Annotated in this window: 19 protein-coding genes and 1 pseudogene; 13 read left to right on the top strand and 7 right to left on the bottom strand. The window is 59.6% G+C overall.

The annotated features are described in order from the left end of the window. Window positions 1-3: 3 nt before the first annotated feature. The 3 genes and pseudogenes from mobC to KW568_RS25750 form a co-directional block, all read right to left on the bottom strand. Window positions 4-378 carry a plasmid mobilization relaxosome protein MobC gene (gene mobC / locus KW568_RS25760; RefSeq protein WP_207385569.1) on the bottom strand — a complete coding sequence of 125 codons (375 nt, stop codon included), beginning with the start codon at window positions 376-378 and terminating at the stop codon, window positions 4-6. 294 nt (window positions 379-672) lie between these two features. Next, the gene (locus KW568_RS25755; protein ID WP_079390327.1) at window positions 673-2,316 is read right to left on the bottom strand and encodes a recombinase family protein; all 1,644 of its coding nucleotides are present in this window, start codon (window positions 2,314-2,316) and stop codon (window positions 673-675) included. A gap of 43 nt (window positions 2,317-2,359) precedes the next feature. Then, window positions 2,360-2,650: pseudogene (locus KW568_RS25750) on the bottom strand (DNA-3-methyladenine glycosylase); the annotation flags it as partial. 330 nt (window positions 2,651-2,980) lie between these two features. Here KW568_RS25750 and KW568_RS25745 point away from each other — a divergent pair. From KW568_RS25745 to KW568_RS25685, 13 genes are all read left to right on the top strand, one after another. Beyond that, entirely contained in the window at window positions 2,981-4,252 is a 1,272-nt protein-coding gene (locus tag KW568_RS25745; protein WP_004576854.1) for a glutamate-5-semialdehyde dehydrogenase, read from the top strand. Next, window positions 4,221-4,913 (top strand): nicotinate-nucleotide adenylyltransferase, encoded by a 693-nt coding sequence (gene nadD / locus KW568_RS25740; protein WP_010955423.1) that lies wholly within the window; start codon window positions 4,221-4,223, stop codon window positions 4,911-4,913. The genes KW568_RS25745 and nadD overlap by 32 nt, the downstream gene beginning before the upstream one ends. A gap of 43 nt (window positions 4,914-4,956) precedes the next feature. Then, window positions 4,957-5,376: a ribosome silencing factor gene (rsfS, locus tag KW568_RS25735; protein WP_003249719.1), complete on the top strand. Its 420-nt coding sequence runs from the start codon at window positions 4,957-4,959 to the stop codon at window positions 5,374-5,376. A gap of 10 nt (window positions 5,377-5,386) precedes the next feature. Further along, a complete protein-coding gene (rlmH, locus tag KW568_RS25730) occupies window positions 5,387-5,854 on the top strand; it encodes a 23S rRNA (pseudouridine(1915)-N(3))-methyltransferase RlmH (RefSeq protein WP_003249722.1) in 468 nt (155 codons plus the stop codon). A 16-nt stretch (window positions 5,855-5,870) separates the two neighbouring features. Next, entirely contained in the window at window positions 5,871-7,760 is a 1,890-nt protein-coding gene (gene mrdA / locus KW568_RS25725; protein WP_003249725.1) for a penicillin-binding protein 2, read from the top strand. A gap of 38 nt (window positions 7,761-7,798) precedes the next feature. Beyond that, the gene (gene rodA / locus KW568_RS25720) at window positions 7,799-8,902 is read left to right on the top strand and encodes a rod shape-determining protein RodA (protein ID WP_003249727.1); all 1,104 of its coding nucleotides are present in this window, start codon (window positions 7,799-7,801) and stop codon (window positions 8,900-8,902) included. Window positions 8,903-8,919: 17 nt separating this feature from the next. Next, the gene (gene mltB / locus KW568_RS25715) at window positions 8,920-9,930 is read left to right on the top strand and encodes a lytic murein transglycosylase B (protein WP_003249729.1); all 1,011 of its coding nucleotides are present in this window, start codon (window positions 8,920-8,922) and stop codon (window positions 9,928-9,930) included. Further along, window positions 9,930-10,931 (top strand): septal ring lytic transglycosylase RlpA family protein, encoded by a 1,002-nt coding sequence (locus tag KW568_RS25710; RefSeq protein WP_003249731.1) that lies wholly within the window; start codon window positions 9,930-9,932, stop codon window positions 10,929-10,931. The genes mltB and KW568_RS25710 overlap by 1 nt, the downstream gene beginning before the upstream one ends. A 220-nt stretch (window positions 10,932-11,151) precedes the next feature. Beyond that, window positions 11,152-12,312, top strand: a complete 1,161-nt coding sequence (locus KW568_RS25705) for a D-alanyl-D-alanine carboxypeptidase family protein (RefSeq protein WP_003249733.1) — start codon at window positions 11,152-11,154, stop codon at window positions 12,310-12,312. A gap of 73 nt (window positions 12,313-12,385) precedes the next feature. Then, window positions 12,386-12,661 (top strand): DUF493 domain-containing protein, encoded by a 276-nt coding sequence (locus KW568_RS25700; protein WP_003249736.1) that lies wholly within the window; start codon window positions 12,386-12,388, stop codon window positions 12,659-12,661. Further along, window positions 12,661-13,308, top strand: coding sequence for a lipoyl(octanoyl) transferase LipB (gene lipB, locus KW568_RS25695; RefSeq protein WP_003249738.1), 648 nt, complete (start codon window positions 12,661-12,663; stop codon window positions 13,306-13,308). The genes KW568_RS25700 and lipB overlap by 1 nt, the downstream gene beginning before the upstream one ends. 2 nt (window positions 13,309-13,310) lie before the next feature. Next, the gene (gene lipA / locus KW568_RS25690) at window positions 13,311-14,327 is read left to right on the top strand and encodes a lipoyl synthase (protein WP_003249742.1); all 1,017 of its coding nucleotides are present in this window, start codon (window positions 13,311-13,313) and stop codon (window positions 14,325-14,327) included. Between the two features lie 98 nt (window positions 14,328-14,425). Further along, complete coding sequence (locus tag KW568_RS25685) at window positions 14,426-15,364, top strand: LD-carboxypeptidase (RefSeq protein WP_004576855.1); 939 nt, start codon at window positions 14,426-14,428, stop codon at window positions 15,362-15,364. A gap of 33 nt (window positions 15,365-15,397) precedes the next feature. Here KW568_RS25685 and KW568_RS25680 read toward each other — a convergent pair whose 3' ends face one another. The 4 genes from KW568_RS25680 to lptE all read right to left on the bottom strand — a co-directional run bounded on the left by KW568_RS25680 (window position 15,398) and on the right by lptE (window position 19,107). Next, window positions 15,398-16,714, bottom strand: a complete 1,317-nt coding sequence (locus KW568_RS25680) for a lytic murein transglycosylase (protein ID WP_003249746.1) — start codon at window positions 16,712-16,714, stop codon at window positions 15,398-15,400. Window positions 16,715-16,774: 60 nt separating this feature from the next. Next, window positions 16,775-16,939 carry an alternative ribosome rescue factor ArfA gene (gene arfA, locus KW568_RS25675; protein WP_003249747.1) on the bottom strand — a complete coding sequence of 55 codons (165 nt, stop codon included), beginning with the start codon at window positions 16,937-16,939 and terminating at the stop codon, window positions 16,775-16,777. A gap of 485 nt (window positions 16,940-17,424) precedes the next feature. Next, complete coding sequence (gene holA, locus KW568_RS25670) at window positions 17,425-18,462, bottom strand: DNA polymerase III subunit delta (RefSeq protein ID WP_259537164.1); 1,038 nt, start codon at window positions 18,460-18,462, stop codon at window positions 17,425-17,427. Window positions 18,463-18,501: 39 nt separating this feature from the next. Continuing rightward, window positions 18,502-19,107, bottom strand: coding sequence for an LPS assembly lipoprotein LptE (gene lptE, locus KW568_RS25665; protein ID WP_004576919.1), 606 nt, complete (start codon window positions 19,105-19,107; stop codon window positions 18,502-18,504). Between the last annotated feature and the right edge of the window lie 19 nt (window positions 19,108-19,126).

Here is a 19,126-nt window from a genome sequence, read left to right as displayed (position 1 = left end):
TTATCATATATCGCCTTTGATTGTTATTTTCTCCTTTTTCAAACTGTTAAGTCTTTGCGTCAATAAGCCCATGTTCTTATCTAATTTAGTCAGAACATCTAAAACGTCTTGGCTTGGTTGCTTCCCTGAATTCAACGCTGCTGCTATTTGATTAAGATTGTTGCCAATCTGGCTGAATATTTTTTCAATGGTGACTATATCCTCTCTTAACTTTGGGCTGCTTACTTCTATGATTTCATTTACTCCATTATTTATAATGTGAGAAATGAATTTTACCTGAGTCATTTTCAATGTAGCTCTCTGCTTTTCGAGCAGTAAAATATCTTCCTGTGGAAGTCTAAAATTCAACTGATTACTTTTTCTAACTTTGTTATTCATACAATCCTCCATATTGATTGCTATACATTTTTCAAACGTAGTGCGAAAAATCGAGCGTAAATGTTAGTAAGTGAACGAAGTGAACTTGCTATACATTTACATTGCTCGCCTGTAATGTTTTCGAACTACTAATATCAAGTTAACATATATTAAAATGTTTTCAAGTTGTATAGCTTTCAATAAGCCAGATAACAAAGAATGAAAGTGTATAGCAACGTATAGCAACGTATAGCACGCATAAAAAAGCCACCTAAGAAGGTGGCTGAATTCTGGAAATAAAAAGCAGATGGCAAATCAAATCTTATGGTTCAAAATCTCGTTGATTTCATCATCACGTTGTTTATTACTTTCTGTCCTGAACACATTTTGAACAATGCCATTATTGATAAATCTTTTGGCACCATTTTTAAACATCACACCATAATCATCAAGTTCAAAATCAATGACAATATATTTAATTATTTCATGCAGTATGAGATTGATTTTTGAACGTGCCTCATAGGTGCCATTGGTTTTTAATTCATCAATAGCATTGTCTATGTTTGAGTTGTAGACATTCAATTGCGATATTTCAAACTGAGTTGACTTGATTTCAATATCAAGAGCTTTAATGTCAATTTCTGCTTGTTTAGCTTGTGCAATCATAAACGATGGTAAGTCACCATCGTTTTCCACAAAATTCCTTTCAAAGTTTTCAAGTAGTTTTTTCTTTTTATCAATATCCGCTTGTAGATTTCTTTGTTTTTTGATTAGATTTTCAAGAGGATTATTTTCATGCAAAACATCTGCAAGATTGATTTCTTGAATAGCTTTGAGCATTGCATTCTCAAAATCTTCATAGCGAAGTCTTTTGGTAATACACTCTTTGGTAAACTTACCTTTTTTACAAATCAAGTAGTTTACGGGTTTTGGGTTTTTTGCACGTTTATCAATGCCGGGGTTAAGCAAATGAATAGGACCATCACAATCGGCACACTTCAATAAACCTGTGAAAAGGTTTGTGAATAGTTTACCTCTACGTCCTTTTCTGGTGGTGTTGGTGGCTGTAATCTGTTGGCACTGGTCAAAAACTTCTTTGCCTATCACTGCTGGGAAATAGTTTTCAATTGGTTCACCAATGGCCACCAAGTCACGTTTTCCGGTGTTTTGTTTCTTTGGTTGATACATTCCATATGTTGCTGGATTTCGAATTATCTTTGAGATGGTAGAAGGTTCCCAATATTCAATGCCTTTAAATGTTGGGATATTTTGTTCATTGAGAATATTCTTGATCTTCAATGAACCATTACCATTTTGGAATAGTTCAAAAATCAGTTTTACCGTTTTGGCTCGATCTTCATTCAAAACATAACGACGACGCTTTACTTGCTTGTTCTTTGTTTCGTCCATTATGTAATAGGTTTCTGTATCAATCCAAGCTGGTGCTTGGGCTGTCATAGCAATTTTATGAGTAGCAGCAAGCTCACGCTTAAAAGCCCAATTCTGTAATCCCTTATCTGACTTAACTTGACTTTCTTTATTTGCACGGGATGCGTCAATAGACAATGTGATAATTGAAAAAACGTCAATTTCTTCAAGGATACGTTGTTCTTTATCACTGATAATCGCTAATTTCAAACCCTTTGAAATTATTTGATTAACCTTCATTAAAGCGTCAATTGGACCACGACGTGTAAGACGATCAATATTTTCTAATGCAAAAACATCACCTTTTTGAAATTTATCATTTCCAAGGTCTTCAAAGAATTTTGTAAGTTCTTTTTGCTCTGTATCATCTGAAAACGATGAACGTCCAATGTCTTCAAGAATATGACTATCTTCAAGCGACAGCCCATTTTTTCGGGCAAAATCTGCAATCAGGTTTCGCTGACGTTCCAGCGAAAACCCCTTTAACTGCTCGCTTGTGGACATACGAACGTATGAGATTAGACGCGGCATTGCTTGATACCTGTGAGCCTTGGCGTTACAGGTATTATACGACAGACTTGATCAGCACCGCGTTGCCCGGCCCGTGGGCGCTGAAGTTCAGCGAGTCGCCGCCGCGGGCGTAGTACATGTAGATATGCCCCCCATCCAGGAACAGCGCCTTGCGTTTTTCGGTGTAGCCGAGCGAAGCGTGGCTACCTTTGTCGGAAAGGTAGTAGGCCTCGGTCTCGATGATCCGCGCGGCCAGCCACAGGTCGCCGTGGCGGTGACGGATGACCTTGCCCAGCAGGGCCTTGGCCAGGGTCTGGGCGTCGCGGTCGAAAAAGCTGTCGGGCAGGGCTGGCATGCGGGGCAGTTCGTGGCTGGAGAGGCGGGGATGATAGCAATGAATGGCTTAATCGAGGCTGAATTGGAGGGTGATGTTGGCAGTGCCGGCCCTTTCGCGGGCATGCCCGCTCCCACTGGTGGTGCATAGGCCCAGGCCTTGTGAAATCCCTGTGGGAGCGGGCGTGCCCGCGAAAGGGCCGCAACAGGCGATGGAAATCTCGATAACCCCGGTTACATCTTTCCTACACATTGCCCCATCCATTTTCGACCATCCGCCACCCGCCGCTGGGCGTACACCTGCGCGGCAGTTATAATCAGCCGATTTCCCCTTCGCCAAGACACCGAACCCATGACTGAGTCCGTTCTTGACTATATGACCCGCCTGGGTCGCGCTGCCCGTGAGGCTTCCCGGGTGATTGGCCGTGCCAGCACCGCGCAGAAGAACCGCGCCCTGCAAGCCGCCGCCGACGCGCTGGACGCTGCTCGTGCCGAGCTCACCGCTGCCAACGAGCTGGACCTGGCCGCCGGCCGCGCCAGTGGCCTGGAGCCCGCACTGCTCGACCGTCTGGCGCTGACCCCGGCGCGTATCGACGGCATGATCACCGGCTTGCGCCAGGTGGCCAGCCTGCCGGACCCGGTCGGTGCCATTCGCGACATGAGCTACCGCCCATCGGGCATTCAGGTAGGCAAGATGCGTACCCCGCTGGGGGTGATCGGGATCATCTATGAATCGCGCCCGAACGTGACCATTGATGCCGCCAGCCTGTGCCTCAAGTCGGGCAATGCAACCATCCTGCGTGGCGGTTCCGAAGCCATCCACTCCAATCGCGCCATTGCCACCTGCATTCAGCGTGGCCTGGCCGAAGCCGGCCTGCCGGCGGCGGTGGTGCAGGTGGTCGAAACCACCGACCGCGAAGCGGTGGGCGCGCTGATCAGCATGCCGGAATTCGTCGATGTCATCGTACCGCGCGGAGGCCGTGGCCTGATCGAGCGCATCAGCCGCGATGCCCGCGTGCCGGTGATCAAGCACCTGGACGGCATCTGCCACATCTATGTCAGCCAGCATGCCGACCTGGACAAGGCCTGGAATGTGGCTTTCAACGCCAAGACCTACCGCTACGGCATCTGCGGTGCCATGGAAACGCTGCTGGTCGACCAACAAGTGGCTGAGCGCTTCCTGCCAGAAATGGCCCGCCGCTTCGTGGAGAAGGGCGTGGAGCTGCGCGGTTGCGAGCGTACCCAGGCTATCATCAGCGCCAAACCGGCCACCGAAGCCGACTGGCACACGGAATACCTCGATGCGATCCTGTCGATTCGCGTGGTCGACGGCCTGAACCAGGCCATCGAGCACATCAACCACTATGGCTCGCACCACACCGACTCGATCATCAGCGAACACCAGGGTGAAGCCCGTCAGTTCATGGCTGAGGTCGATTCGGCGTCGGTCATGCTCAACACCCCGACCTGCTTTGCCGACGGCTTCGAGTACGGCCTGGGTGCGGAAATCGGTATTTCCACCGACAAGCTGCATGCCCGCGGCCCTGTCGGCCTGGAAGGCCTGACCTGCGAGAAGTACGTGGTGATCGGCGATGGCCAGTTGCGCGGCCAGGGGTCCTGCTGAGTTGAGCAAGGCCCAGGCAGTCCGGCGTATCGGCATTCTAGGTGGTACCTTCGACCCCGTGCATATCGGCCACTTGCGCAGCGCGCTGGAAGTGGCCGAGTTCATGGGGCTGGATGAGCTACGCCTGTTGCCCAATGCCCGGCCGCCGCACCGCGACACGCCACAGGTGGCCGCGCAGGATCGCCTGGCCATGGTCCGTGAAGCGGTGCAGGGCGTCGCTTGCCTGAGCGTCGATGCCCGCGAGCTGGAACGTGACAAGCCGTCGTACACCATCGATACGCTGGAATCGATCCGCGCCGAGCTGTCCGGCCACGACCAGCTGTTCCTGGTGCTGGGTTGGGATGCCTTCTGTGGTCTGCCCGCCTGGCATCGCTGGGAAGAATTGCTGCAACACTGTCACATCCTGGTACTGCAACGTCCGGATGCCGACGTAGAACCCCCTGACGAGTTGCGCAACCTGTTGGCTGCGCGCTCGGAGAGCGATCCCACCGCCATGTCCGGCCCGGCGGGAAATATTTCGTTCGTCTGGCAGACGCCGCTTGCGGTGTCGGCTACACAGATCCGACAGCTGCTGGCCAGCGGCAAATCGGTGAGGTTCCTGGTGCCGGACGCCGTACTGGCCTATATCGAGGCGCACGAACTGTATCGTGCGCCCAACTGACGGTGCCTCTGGCGCCTCATCCAACGAGTTGAACGAGTTTTATATGACCAAGCAGAAAATTTACGGCGAAGAACTGGTCGCAGTGACCAAGGCAGCGCTGGAAGACGTCAAGGCCCAGGACATCCAGGTCATCGACGTGCGCGACAAGCACAGCCTGACCGACTACATGATCATTGCCACCGGTACCTCCAACCGCCAGATCAATGCGATGGCCGAAAAGGTCCGTGAAGCCGTCAAGGCCAAAGGCGCCCAGCCACTGGGTGAAGAAGGCAAGGGCGACAGCGACTGGGTGCTGCTGGACCTGAACGACGTCATCGTGCACATGATGACCGCCGCTGCCCGCCAGTTCTACGACCTTGAGCGCCTGTGGCAGGGTGCCGAGCAAAGCCGTGCCGCCGATGGCAAGCACCACAGCCCGGACCATGCCCACGAGTACTCCGACAAGCTCAAAGACCGCGAATAAGGAAAGCGCTGTGCGTCTGCGCCTGATTGCGGTCGGCTCGCGCATGCCGAAGTGGGTCGAGGAAGGCTGGCATGAATATGCCAAGCGCCTGCCCGCCGAGCTGTCGCTGGAGCTGGTGGAAATCCCGCTGAATACCCGTGGCAAGAATGCCGACGTCGCCCGCCTGATCCGTCAGGAGGGCGAAGCCATGCTGAGCAAGGTGCAGCCTGGGGAACGCATTGTCACCCTCGAGGTCCATGGCAAGCCCTGGAGTACCGAACAGCTGGCCACCGAGCTGGACCGCTGGCGCCTGGATGCGCGCACGGTGAATTTGATGGTGGGCGGCCCGGAGGGCCTGGCGCCTGAGGTTTGCGCGCGCGCCGAGCAACGTTGGTCGCTGTCGCCGCTGACGTTGCCGCACCCGTTGGTAAGGATACTCATCGGCGAGCAGATCTACCGCGCCTGGACCGTGTTGTCCGGGCACCCTTACCACAAATGAGCCTGTAAGCAGTCCGATGTCGCAGCCGATCCGTCTCAAGGACCACGAGAAAGACGCCCGCCTGGTGCGCAACCGCGTCGTGGTCGGCGCAGTCGCGATCATGCTGCTTGTGTGCGTGTTGATCGCACGGCTGTACTACCTGCAGATCATCCAGTACGACTACCACTCCACGCTGTCGGAGAACAACCGGGTGCATGTGCAGCCGATCCCGCCGACCCGCGGGTTGATCTTCGACCGCAACGGGGTGATCGTTGCCGACAACCGGCCCAGCTTCAGCCTGTCGATGACCCGCGAACGTGCGGGTAACTGGCAGGAAGTGCTGGATACCATCGTCGAAGTGCTTGAGCTCACCGCTGACGACCGTGCCCTGTTCGAGAAGCGCATGCGCCAAGGCCGCCGGCCATTCGAGCCGGTGCCAATCCTGTTCGAGCTCAACGAAGAGCAGATTGCCCGCGTGGCGGTAAACCAGTTCCGCCTGCCGGGTGTCGAGGTGGTGGCCCAGCTGGTGCGGCATTACCCGCAGGGTGCGCATTTTGCCCATTCGGTGGGTTATGTAGGGCGGATCAACGAGAAAGAGCTGAAAACGCTCGACCCGGTGAACTACAGCGGTACCCACCATATCGGCAAGACCGGCATCGAGCGCTTCTACGAGGCCGCCCTGCACGGTCAGGTGGGTTACGAGGAAGTCGAGACCAACGCCCGTGGCCGTGTGCTGCGGGTGCTCAAGCGCACCGACCCGAAGCCGGGCAAGGACATTGTGCTGAGCCTGGACATCAAGCTGCAGGAGGCCGCTGAAGCCGCCCTGGGAGGCCGGCGTGGTGCAGTGGTTGCGCTCGACCCGCGCACCGGCGAGGTACTGGCGATGGTGAGTCAGCCTAGCTTCGACCCCAACCTGTTCGTCACCGGCATCAGCTTCAAGGCCTATGCCGAATTGCGCGATTCGATCGATCGGCCGCTGTTCAACCGCGTGCTGCGTGGCCTGTACCCGCCGGGGTCGACCATCAAGCCGGCGGTGGCTATTGCCGGTCTGGACAGTGGCGTCGTGAATGCCAGCAGCAGGGTGTTCGACCCTGGCTACTACCAGTTGCCCAACTACGACCATAAATACCGTAACTGGAACCGCTCCGGTGATGGCTGGGTCGACCTGGACACCGCCATCATGCGCTCGAACGACACCTACTTCTATGACCTTGCGCACAAGATGGGCATCGATCGGTTGTCCAGCTACATGAACAAGTTCGGTATCGGCCAGCGGGTATCCCTCGATATGTTCGAGGAGTCTGCCGGGTTGATGCCGTCGCGCGAATGGAAGCGTGCCACCCGACGCCAGGCCTGGTTCCCCGGCGAAACCCTGATTCTCGGCATCGGCCAGGGTTACATGCAGGCCACGCCGCTGCAGCTGGCCCAGGCCACTGCATTGATCGCCAACAAAGGTGTGTGGAACCGCCCACACCTGGCCAAGACCATCGAAGGCCTGCCGCCGGTGGACGACAACCCCATGGAAGACATCGTGCTGCGTGACAAGTCCGACTGGGCCAAGGTCACCCATGGCATGGAACAGGTGATGCACAACGCCCGCGGTACCGCGCGCAAGGCAGCAGCCGGTGCCCAGTACCGCATTGCCGGCAAGAGCGGCACCGCCCAGGTGGTGGCGATCAAGCAGGGCGAGAAGTATGACCGCAACAAACTCCAGGAGCGCCACCGCGACCATGCCTTGTTCGTCGCTTTTGCCCCAGCCGAAGCCCCGAAAATCGTGGTTTCGGTGATGGTCGAGAACGGTGAGTCCGGCTCGGGTGTCGCCGCTCCGGTGGTTCGCCAGATCATGGACGCCTGGCTGCTCGACGAAAACGGCCGGCTCAAACCCGAGTTCGCGCCCGCCACCGTTACCCAGGAATCGGCCCTGTGATGAACAATTTCGATCGCATGCTCTCCAGCGAGGATGTGATGCGTCGGCGTGCGAGCTTTCTGCAACGCATTCATATCGACGGCCCCTTGCTGATCATTCTGCTGACCCTTGCGGCCGGCAGCCTGTTCGTACTGTATTCGGCCAGTGGCAAGAACTGGGACCTGCTGCTCAAGCAAGCCACCTCGTTTGGCATCGGTCTGGTGTCGATGTTCGTCATCGCCCAGCTGGAGCCGCGCTTCATGGCGCGTTGGGTGCCGCTGGCCTACCTGGCCGGGGTGCTGTTGCTGGTAGTGGTGGACGTGATGGGCCACAACGCCATGGGTGCCACGCGCTGGATCAACATTCCGGGGGTGATCCGCTTCCAGCCCTCGGAATTCATGAAGATCATCATGCCGGCGACCATCGCCTGGTACCTGTCCAAGCGCACCTTGCCGCCCCATTTGAAGCACGTGGCGATCAGCCTGGTGCTGATCGGCGTGCCGTTCATGCTGATCGTACGTCAGCCCGACCTGGGGACTGCGCTGCTGATCCTGGCCTCCGGTGCCTTCGTGCTGTTCATGGGCGGCTTGCGCTGGCGCTGGATCCTCAGCGTGCTGGCGGCAGCCGTGCCCGTCGCGGTGGCCATGTGGTTCTTCGTCATGCACGACTACCAGAAGCAGCGGGTATTGACCTTCCTCGACCCTGAAAGCGACCCGTTGGGCACCGGTTGGAACATCATCCAGTCCAAGGCGGCGATCGGCTCGGGCGGGGTGTTTGGCAAAGGCTGGCTGCTTGGCACGCAGTCGCACCTGGACTTTTTGCCGGAAAGCCACACCGACTTCATCATCGCCGTGCTCGGCGAGGAGTTCGGCCTGGTTGGCATCTGCCTGCTGCTGATTGTCTACCTGCTGCTGATCGGCCGTGGTCTGGTGATCACCGCCCAGGCGCAGACCCTGTTCGGCAAGCTGCTTGCGGGCAGCCTGACCATGACTTTTTTTGTATACGTGTTCGTCAATATCGGAATGGTAAGTGGCCTTCTGCCCGTGGTGGGCGTGCCGCTACCTTTCATCAGCTATGGCGGAACATCGTTGGTGACGCTGCTGTCAGCGTTTGGCGTTTTGATGTCGATCCATACGCACCGCAAATGGATCGCGCAGGTTTGAATAAGGTGAACAATTTCATGCAAGCAGTGCGTAACTGGGCTGCCCGTTGTGCGCCTTGGATCGGTGCGGTGGGCCTGTTCGGCGCTGTACAGCTGGCCCATGCCGGCGAATACGACGGCTCGCCCCAGGTAGCCGCGTTCGTTGGCGAAATGAGCCGCGACTATGGTTTTGCGCCTGAGCAACTGATGGGTGTGTTCCGTGAGGTACAGCGCAAGCAGTCGATCCTCGACGCCATATCGCGCCCGGCCGAGCGGGTCAAACCGTGGAAGGACTATCGGCCGATGTTCATCACCGATGCACGTATCGCTCGCGGTGTGGATTTCTGGCGTCAGCACGAGGCTGTGTTGGCACGTGCCGAGCAGGAGTACGGCGTACCTGCGCAGTACATTGTCGCAATCATCGGCGTGGAAACCTTTTTTGGCCGCAATACCGGCAACTACCGGGTGATCGACGCCCTGTCGACGCTGGGCTTCGACTACCCGCCACGGGCCGAGTTCTTCCGCAAGGAGCTGCGTGAGTTCCTGCTGCTGGCCCGGGATGAGCAGCTCGACCCCTTGACGCTCAAGGGCTCGTACGCTGGCGCCATGGGGCTGCCGCAGTTCATGCCAAGCAGCTTCCGCAACTACGCGGTGGACTTCGACGGGGACGGCCACATCAATATCTGGAACAACCCTGACGATGCCATCGGCAGTGTGGCCAGCTACTTCAAGCGCCACGGCTGGGTGGCCGGCGAGGGTGTGGTCAGCCGCGCCTGGGTGGAAGGCATGCGCGCCGACGAGGGCCTGACCACCGGCATCGAGCCGGTGAAAACGGTAGGGGAGTTGCGTACGCTTGGCTGGTCGGTTCATGATTCGCTGCGCGATGATCTGCCGGTTACCGCCTTCCGTCTCGAGGGCGAGAGCGGCCCCGAGTACTGGATGGGCCTGAAGAACTTCTACGCGATCACTCGCTACAACCGCAGCGTGATGTATGCCATGGCGGTACATCAGCTTGCGGAACAGCTGGTTCAAGTACGGGGCGTCAAGTAATGCGCGCAATCATCTCTGGCAACGCTTTCAAGCTGCTCACCTGCCTCGCCGTCGGTGTGGCGCTGGCCAGCTGCTCTTCCAACCGGCCGGCCCCGAAAAGCAGTGGTAACGTCGTGCGCAGCCAGCCGGGCCTGGACATCAACCGGGCGCACAAGGACGGCGCACCGTGGTGGGACGTGGATGTGAACAAGATCCCCGATGCCACCCCGACCGTGCACACCGGTAACTACAAGGCCAACCCCTACACGGTGCTTGGCAAGACCTACTACCCGATGCAGGACTCGCGCAACTACCGCGCCGAGGGTACGGCGTCGTGGTACGGCACCAAGTTCCATGGGCAGAACACCGCCAATGGCGAACTGTACGACCTGTATGGCATGAGCGCGGCTCACAAGACCCTGCCTCTGCCGGCCTACGTCAAGGTGACCAACCTCGCCAATAACCGCAGCGTGATCCTGCGGGTCAACGACCGTGGCCCGTTCTATTCCGACCGCATCATCGATTTGTCCTACGCTGCGGCAAAAAAGCTCGGTTATGCCGAGATCGGTACCGCGCACGTGCGCGTCGAGGGCATCGACCCGCAGCAGTGGTGGGCCCAGCGTGGCCAGACCCCACCTATGGTGCTGAAAGAGCCGCAAGTGGCGCAGACCCAGGCAATACCGGCCAGTACCGGGCGTGTCGAGCAATGGACCCCGCCGCCACAGCAGCACGCCGCGCCCGTGGTACCGGTGCAGGTGGGTGGCAATAACGTGCCCGGCGGTAGCGGTGGCAGTTTCTTGCAGGTAGGCGCGTTCGCCAACCCGGACGCTGCCGAGTTGCTGCGCGCCAAGCTCAGCACCATGGTCAATGCACCCGTGTTCATCAGCTCGATCGTGCGTAACCAGCAGACCCTGCACCGCGTGCGCCTGGGGCCGATCGGCAGCCAGGGTGAGATCCAGCAAGCACAAGACAGCATTCGCCTGGCGAACTTGGGGCAGGCAAAGCTGGTCACAGCAGACTGACTGTGGGGGCGGGCGCGTCTGTGAAGACGGCAACACCAAACTGTCGGTTTTGTCATGAATTGCCGGTCGCGGCCATGTACAATGACCGCTTTTGCCCGCAGCGACATAAAGCCGCACGTTCGCGGGCCAGGCCAACGGCCATAAAACTAGACTGACTGGCGCTGGGCACATGATCTTGCCCAGGGAACATCTCAGACCATTAGCGATTTTCGAGAGACGGATGAACATCACCAACCTTGCCAAACGACTTTGCCTGCCTGTACTGCTGCTGATCACGCCTGCCGCCTTCGCGGCGGAGCAGATGACGCCTGCGCCACCCCAACTGGCAGCCAAGTCCTACGTACTCATGGACGCGTCCAGCGGCAACGTGCTGGTCGAGAACAACGGTGACGAGCGCCTGCCGCCAGCCAGCCTGACCAAGCTGATGACCGCCTACATCGCCACCCTGGACATCCGCCGCGGCCAGATCGGTGAAAGCGACCCGGTTACCGTCAGCGAAAACGCCTGGCGTACCGGCGGTTCGCGCATGTTCATCAAGGTTGGCAGCCAGGTCACGGTCAGCGACTTGCTGCACGGCATCATCATCCAGTCCGGTAACGACGCCTCGGTCGCCTTGGCCGAGCACATCGCCGGCAGCGAAGACGCCTTTGCCGACATGATGAACAAGACGGCTGCCGACCTGGGCATGACCAACAGCCACTTCATGAACCCGACCGGCCTGCCGAACCCCGAGCACTACTCGTCGGCGCACGACATGGCAACCCTGGCCCGTGCGATCATCAATGTCGACCCGGCCCACTACGCCATCTACTCGCAGAAAGAGTTTTTCTGGAACAACATCAAGCAGCCTAACCGCAACCTGCTGCTGTGGCGCGACAAGACCGTCGATGGCCTGAAAACCGGTCACACCGACGAAGCCGGCTACTGCATGGTGGCGTCGGCCGTTCGTGACGGCCAGCGCCTGATCGCCGTGGTGTTCGGTACCAACAGCGAACAATCGCGTGCTGCCGAAACCCAGAAGCTGCTGACCTACGGTTTCCGCTTCTTCGAAACCCAGACCTTCTACCAGAAGGGCACCGAGCTGACCCAGGCCCCGGTCTGGAAGGGCGCTACCAGCCAGATCAAGGCTGGCCTGGCTGACGACCTGACCATGACTATGCCTAAAGGCCAATTGAAGCGCCTGCAGGCTTCGATGACCATGAACCCGCAGCTCACCGCACCGATCGCCAAAGGTGACGTGATCGGCAAAGTGGAAGTCAAACTGGACGAGAAAGTGGTTCACAGCGCCGACCTGATCGCCCTTGATGGCGTCGAGGAAGGTGGTTTCTTCCGCCGTATGTGGGATAGCATCCGTCTATTCTTCTACGGGTTGTTCAACTGATACGTGACCTGCATGCCCCCGCGCCTACCGCGGGGGTGTTGTTGTTGCCACGGCTTACGAGGCCGTTTCCGCCATGAGCGAACCAGACGTCAAGTCGCACAAGATCGAATTCCCTTGCGACGATTACCCGATCAAGGTCATCGGTGACACCGTTGTCGGTTTCAAGGACACGGTCATCGAGATTCTCAGCAAGCACGCCAAAGTCGACCTTTCCACCCTGGCCGAACGCCAGAGCAAGGAAGGCAAGTACACCACCGTGCAATTGCACATCGTTGCCGAAAGCGAGAACCAGTTGCACGATATCAACAGCGCCCTGCGCGCTACCGGCATCGTGAAAATGGTGCTTTGATGTCCGCCTGCCTCGGTTTTCGCGAGCTTGGCCTGCAGCCCTATGAACCGGTGCTGGAGGCCATGCGTCGTTTTACCGAGCAGCGCAGCCCGGACAGCCAGGATGAAATCTGGCTGGTCGAGCACCCTGCGGTCTTCACCCAGGGGCAGGCCGGCAAGGCCGAGCACCTGCTGGTGCCGGGCGACATCCCGGTGGTGCAGACCGACCGCGGCGGCCAGGTCACTTACCATGGCCCCGGGCAGCTGGTGGCCTACCTGCTGCTGGATGTGCGCCGGCTGGGCTTTGGCGTGCGTGAGCTGGTCAGCCGTATCGAGCTGGCCCTCATCGACCTGCTCGCCAGCTATGCTGTTCAGGCGTCTGCCAAGCCCGATGCCCCGGGTGTCTATGTCGACGGAGCGAAAATCGCCTCCCTCGGCCTGCGAATTCGCAACGGCCGTTCGTTTCACGGCCTTGCCCTGAACGTGGACATGGACCTTGCGCCATTCCGCCGAATCAACCCCTGCGGCTATGCGGGGCTGGCGATGACCCAGCTGCGCGATCTGGCAGGTCCGATCGAACTCGACGAGGTCAGGACAAGGCTGCGCGGACAGCTGGTCAAGCACCTCGACTACGCTGAGCAGACGACCCTCACGGGCGGAATCGACTGAATATGACAACTGTGCAAGAAGCCGTGCCGAACCTGATACCTACCCAGGATGCCACCCCGCGCCCAGCGCCGAAGAAGGTGGAAGCTGGGGTCAAGCTGCGTGGTGCCGACAAAGTCGCGCGCATCCCGGTGAAGATCATCCCTACCGATGAGCTGCCAAAGAAGCCCGACTGGATTCGCGTGCGTATCCCGGTGTCGCCCGAGGTAGACCGCATCAAACAACTGCTGCGCAAGCACAAACTGCACAGCGTATGCGAAGAGGCCTCCTGCCCGAACCTGGGCGAGTGCTTCTCGGGTGGTACCGCCACCTTCATGATCATGGGTGACATCTGCACCCGTCGTTGCCCGTTCTGCGACGTTGGCCATGGCCGACCGAAGCCGCTGGATCTGGACGAGCCGAAAAACCTGGCGGTTGCCATTGCCGACCTGCGCCTGAAGTATGTGGTGATCACCTCGGTGGACCGCGACGACCTGCGTGACGGCGGTGCCCAGCACTTTGCTGACTGCATCCGGGAAATCCGCGCGCTGTCGCCGGGCGTGCAGTTGGAGACCTTGGTGCCGGACTACCGTGGCCGTATGGACGTTGCCCTGGAAATCACCGCGCAAGAGCCACCAGATGTGTTCAACCACAACCTCGAGACCGTACCGCGCCTGTACAAGGCCGCGCGCCCGGGCTCGGACTATGACTGGTCGCTGGACTTGCTGCAGAAATTCAAGCAGCTGGTGCCACACGTACCGACCAAGTCCGGCCTGATGCTCGGCCTGGGCGAAACCGACGAGGAAGTGATCGAAGTGATGCATCGCATGCGCGAGCATGACATCGACATGCTCACCCTTGGTCAGTACCTGCAGCCGTCGCGTAGCCACTTGCCGGTGCAGCGTTTCGTTCACCCGGACACCTTTGCCTGGTTCGCCGAGGAAGGTTACAAGATGGGCTTCAAGAACGTTGCCTCTGGCCCGCTGGTGCGTTCTTCGTACCACGCCGACCAGCAGGCCCACGAAGCCAAGATCAAGCTCTGAGCTATGCGCTAGCCTAGAGCAGAGCCACAGATGCCGATGCGCGCCCAAGGGCGGCATCGGCATTTTTGTTTGTGTCCCATGCGCTGCAAGGAGTCGCGATGTATTGCGCCAAAACCTTCCAACCCACCCTGCCAGCCGCGCTGCCGGCCAACGCATGTTTTGCCATTGTCGCCCCGGCGGGCGCGGCGCGGCTTGATGCGCAGAAGGTTAGCCAGTGGTTCGTTGACCGCGGCTACCGGTGCCGTATCTACCCGGGTGCCCTGCAGGCGCAGGGCTACCTGGCGGGGCCGGACCAGCAGCGCCTGCAGGACTTGCATGCAGCGTTTGCCGATCCGGCCATGGACGCCATTCTGTGCATGCGTGGGGGCTACGGCAGCATGCGCCTGCTTGACCAGCTCGACTTTGAACTGATCCGGCGCAACCCCAAGCCGCTGATCGGCTACAGCGACATCACCGCGCTGCATACGGCGATCTACCGGCATGCCGGGCTGCTGACCTTCCATGGGGGGATGCTCAATGCCGACCTGTTGGGGGCCAAGTTGCCACCGACCGAGTCGTCGTTGCTGGCGCAACTGGGTGGGCATGTGAGGGCAGGCGAGCAGGTCGCGCACCCGGCGGGCTTCGCATTGGACTGCGTGCTGCCGGGGGGGGCCAGCGGACCGCTGCTGGGTGGCAACCTGTCGATGCTGGGGGCGACCATGGGGACCCTTGCCGAGCTGGATACCCAGGGCTGCATCCTGTTCATCGAGGACGTCAACGAGCCGTTGTACCGGGTGGATCGGCTGCTGACCCAGTTACGCCTGGCAGGCAAGCTGGAGGGGATCAAAGGCGTGTTGGTGGGCGACTTTGCCGGGATTACCACCGCGGCGCTGACGCCGTTGCTGGAGGATACGTTTGCACCGCTGGGTGTGCCGGTGCTGGCGGGTTGGCGCAGCGGGCACTGTGACCCGAATGTATGCTTGCCCCTGGGGGCTCGGGTGAGGCTGGACAGTGTTCAGCAAACACTGGTGCTGGAGCAGGATCTGGTCAGGGCGTGAGATTACCGGGGCCGCGCAGCGGCCCCGGAATGCTTACTGCTGGCGCAGGCTCTCAAGCAGCTTATGGGTCGGGTAGCCATCCGCCGGCCATCCCAGCCCTTGCTGGGCATTGCGGATTGCCTTGCGGGTATTGGCCCCGATAATGCCATCGGCATTACCCGCATCATGCCCGCGGCTGTTCAGCAAGTTCTGCAACTCCATGCGCTCGCTGCGGCTGAGCGGCAGGTCCTCTTTCGGCCAGCTGCCGGCAATGAAGCCCCAGCCGCTGAAGCGATCCCCGAGCAGGCTCACCGCCAGGGCATAGGACGACGAGTTGTTGTACTTGAGGATGGCGCGGAAGTTGTCCAGCACCAGGAACGCCGGGCCGCGTGCACCGGCCGGCAGCAGCAGGGCGGCAGACAGCTGGTTGCTACCTGGCGGCAGCTGGGTACCCGCTGGCAGTTTCACGCCCATCGCCAGCCATTCACTCACCGGTTTGCGCAGTGCGCCATCGGCCTGCCAGAAGTCGAAGCCGGCCGGCACCTGTACCTCGAAGCCCCACGGTTGGCCGCGTTTCCAGCCCGAACTTTGCAGGTAGTGCGCTGTTGAGGCCAGGGCGTCTGGTGTGCTGTTCCAGATGTCGCGGCGGCCATCGCCGTCGAAGTCCACGGCATGGGTGTTGTAGGTGGTCGGGATGAACTGGGTCTGGCCCATGGCGCCGGCCCACGAGCCACGCATGGCTTCAGGCTGGATGTCACCGTGCTGGATGATCTGCAGCGCGGCAATCAGCTGGTCCTGGGCGAACTGTGGTCGGCGGCCCTCATAGGCCAAAGTGGCCAGCGAGCGGATCACCGACTTGTTGCCCTGGAACTGGCCGAAGTTGCTTTCCATGCCCCACACCGCGACCAGCACCTGGCGGTCCACGCCATAGCGTTGCTCAAGGCGAGTCAGCAGCTCGGCGTTCTGCTCCAGCAGCTTCTTGCCGTTGCGCACACGCAGGGGCGACAGGGCGCCTTCGAGGTATTCCCACACCGGGCGGGTGAACTCCGGCTGGCTGCGGTCTGCCTTGATCACGTCCAGGTCGGGGGTGACACCGAGGAAGGCGCGGTCGAAGGTGCTCGGCGAAATGCCGGCTTGCAGTGCCTGCTCGCGGAAGCCTGCTTGCCATTGGGCGAAGGTTTGCAGGGGCTGGATGTCAGTGCTGACGTCGGGCGTTGCGCCGGGCACGGTCACCACGGGATTGGGTTGGGCAGGGGCCAGCGGCAGCGCGTCGGCGGCGGTGGGCTTTTCCGCACAGGCCACGAGCAGAATGAAGCTGGAGGCCGCGATCAGCTGGCGGGTTTCCCAGCGGGGGATAAGACGGAAGAGCATGCACAGATCCAGAGTTGCAGGTCAGGTGACGACCATATCATGCCTGCGCTTGCGATGCTTTCATGCAGCCAAAAAGTAGGAAGCCTCCCAATCTCTCGATTGGAAGGCTTCGCGGCGGTAGCTGCCTTTGCCCTTGTTCGGTTGTTCCTGGCGGCAGCGGAACAGTGGCTGGGCAACGATGGACTTGGCCTTGTTAGGGCCGTGCTTTTTCGGCTTTTTGCTCATGGTGGGCTTCCCGGGTTGGGTGAGTTTCGGGCGCACTGTAGGCTCCCCGAAGGGTGGGGGCCAATTGATTGTGTATATGGTCGAGGCGCTGGTGCCTTTGTGTAGGAGCGGGTTTACCCGCGAATACGGTGGCGGCTGCAACGGTGAACGGCGGGTGGAGATTGGTTAGCAGGCCCGGCCTCTTCGCGGGTAAACCCGCTCCTACGACGGCCTGTGCGCAACCACCGATGCGTGTGTAGGAGCGGGTTTACCCGCGAATACGGTGGCGGCGGCAACGGTGAACGGCGGGTGGAGATTGGTTAGCAGGCCCGGCCCTTTCGCGGGTAAACCCGCTCCTACGACGGCCTGCGTCCAACCACCGATGCGTGTGTAGGAGCGGGTTTACCCGCGAATACGGTGGCGGCGGCAACGGTGAGCGGTGGGTGGAGATTGATTAGCAGGTCCGGCCTCTTCGCGGGTAAACCCGCTCCTACCAGTGGCCGCAGTTACTCGGGAGGGAGGGCCAGGCGCTGGCCAGCCATCAACAGCGACAGCCGCGCCAGGCCAATCCACGGCGAACCTTCAGCCTGCCCTTTGATCTGCGCATCGATTCGCTGGGCATCCTGCAGCAATTGCGCCCAGCGTTGCGCCGAGAGGCGCTGCAGGGCTTTGCTGACCAGCGGTCGGCGTTTGTCCCAGATGGGCGGGCGGGCCTGGCTGAACGCCTTGTCCAATGGCACGCCTTGGCTGAACTGCTGGGCTAGCCCCGCCAGTTGGCGCAGCTCACGGGCCAAGGCCCAGAGGATGACTGGCGGCTCCACACCTTCACCGCGCAAGCCTTCGAGCATGCGCAGGGCATGCGCAGCCTCGCCGTTGAGAATGGCATCGACCAGGCCGAAGACATCGAAGCGAGCGCTGTCGGCGACGGCAGCCTGCACGGTTTCCACGGTGATCTGGCTGCCTTCGGCCAGTAGCTTGAGTTTTTCGATTTCCTGCGCGGCTGCCAGCAGGTTGCCTTCCACGCGCGCGGCAATCAGGTCGACGGCATCACGCTGGGCCGACAGGCCGGCCTGTTGCAGGCGCTGGTTGATCCACTGCGGGAGCTGGTGCACATCCACCGGCCAGATCTGGATGAACTGGCAATGGGCGCCTTCTATCAATGCCTTGCCCCACTTGGTCTTCTGCGCACTGCTGTCGAGCTTGGGCAGGCTGATCAGCAGCAGTGTGTCTTCGGCGGGGTTGGCGCAGTATTCCATCAGGGCGGCGGCACCCTTGTCACTGGGCTTGCCCGAGGGCAGGCGCAGTTCCAGTAGGCGACGCTGGGCGAACAGTGACAGGCTTGCACCGGCCTGGAGCAGGGTGCCCCAGTCGAAGTTGGCGTCGGCACTGAATACCTGGCGTTCATCGAAACCTTGCTGACGCGCGGCATTGCGGATGGCGTCGGCGGCTTCCTGGCACAGCAGCGGGTCGTCGCCGCTGACCACGTAGACCGGTGCCAAGGCGCCTTGCAGGTGCTTGTTGAGTTGGGCGGGGGCAAGTTTCATGGGGAACAGGTGGGGCGCCCGAGGGCGCCCCTCGCGGGCTTAGTTGCCCGGTACTTCCAGTGGCGATTGCTGAGGCGTCTCGGCTTGCTGGCGGCGGGCAGCCTCCAGCGCGGCAGCTTCGGCTTTGGCGCGCTCGTCGGCTTTACGCTGCAGCTCATCCAGCTGGGATGGGGACAGCATTTGCAAACGTACGACCATGGCGTTGACCAGGTCGCGGCGCATTTCTTCGCGGGCGCGTTTGGCTTCCTGCTCGGAGCCGGTGATGTTCGAGCCGTCACGCACGTAGACCTTGCGCACCTCCAGCTTGTCGCTCATCAGCTCCAGGTTGTTCAGGCCCAGAATGCTGTAGTCCAGCTTGGTGGTCAGCTCGTACTCGGCGGTACGGTTGCCGCTGTTGTAGGTAGCCGAGCGCTCGCGCTCCTGTTCGTTGGTCAGCACCAGGCGATACGGTGCGCCGGCGTGCACGTTGACGCCGCTACGTTCCAGCACTTCACGCAGCTGGACCACGGTCGGGCCATAGGCATTGCGCGCGCTGACGTCCATTTCCTTTACGCTCAGCTCGGTGGAGCCGGTGCCGCGCAGCTGGAAACCGCAGGCGCTGAGCATGACCGCCAGGCCGATTACCAGCAAATTGCGTTTGATCATGTTGTTGCTCCCTTTTGGG

This window comes from Pseudomonas sp. HD6515, assembly GCF_024971855.1.
GTDB lineage: Bacteria > Pseudomonadota > Gammaproteobacteria > Pseudomonadales > Pseudomonadaceae > Aquipseudomonas > Aquipseudomonas alloputida.
This window is presented reverse-complemented; position numbering and strand designations above follow the sequence as displayed.